The 492-nt window shown below is 52.0% G+C and carries 1 rRNA gene; it reads right to left on the bottom strand.

The features are described from left to right. Positions 1–492, bottom strand: a 16S ribosomal RNA gene (locus OCU55_RS23780); the annotation flags it as partial.

The following is a 492-nucleotide window of genomic DNA, read 5'->3' as shown; positions in this document are numbered from 1 at the left end:
ACCTAGTATCCATCGTTTACGGCGTGGACTACCAGGGTATCTAATCCTGTTTGCTCCCCACGCTTTCGAGCCTCAGTGTCAGTTACAGTCCAGAAAGTCGCCTTCGCCACTGGGGTTCTTCCTAATCTCTACGCATTTCACCGCTACACTAGGAATTCCACTTTCCTCTCCTGCACTCTAGACATCCAGTTTGGAATGCAGCACCCAAGTTAAGCTCAGGTATTTCACATCCCACTTAAATATCCACCTACGCTCCCTTTACGCCCAGTAAATCCGGACAACGCTTGCCACCTACGTATTACCGCGGCTGCTGGCACGTAGTTAGCCGTGGCTTCCTCCTTGGGTACCGTCATTATCGTCCCCAAAGACAGAGCTTTACAACCCGAAGGCCTTCATCACTCACGCGGCGTTGCTGCATCAGGGTTTCCCCCATTGTGCAATATTCCCCACTGCTGCCTCCCGTAGGAGTCTGGACCGTATCTCAGTTCCAAT

This window comes from Clostridium folliculivorans, from assembly GCF_024341905.1.
GTDB lineage: Bacteria > Bacillota > Clostridia > Clostridiales > Clostridiaceae > Clostridium_AR > Clostridium_AR folliculivorans.
This window is presented reverse-complemented; position numbering and strand designations above follow the sequence as displayed.